Origin of the sequence: Pseudoalteromonas sp. 19-MNA-CIBAN-0066 (assembly GCF_040308705.1) — a bacterium.
GTDB lineage: Bacteria > Pseudomonadota > Gammaproteobacteria > Enterobacterales > Alteromonadaceae > Pseudoalteromonas > Pseudoalteromonas nigrifaciens.
Window position 1 is genome coordinate 1 of record NZ_JBEONZ010000360.1, and the last position, 245, is coordinate 245.

The following is a 245-nucleotide window of genomic DNA, read 5'->3' on the forward strand; positions in this document are numbered from 1 at the left end:
GTATGTGCCAGCACCTACTTGTAATTTTAAACTTGGATCGCTCGTGGCTTTAGCTGAACCCATTTGGATCATACCGGCCATACCATCTGCGCCAAAGCGTGTACCTTGTGGGCCACGATAAATTTCTACTTGGTCTATATCAAATAATAATGAGCTGCCACCAAGACCAGAATAGTTAATACCATCAATAACTAAGCCTACAGATGGGTTAATAGGGTCTACAAATTGTGAGCGAAGTCCCACGC

General features: G+C 43.7%; 1 protein-coding gene. It reads right to left on the reverse strand.

Annotated features, from left to right (window positions below; genetic code table 11):
- Window positions 1-245: TonB-dependent receptor plug domain-containing protein (locus AAEZ18_RS19430; protein WP_352256083.1), on the reverse strand; the 245-nt coding region annotated here is incomplete at both ends.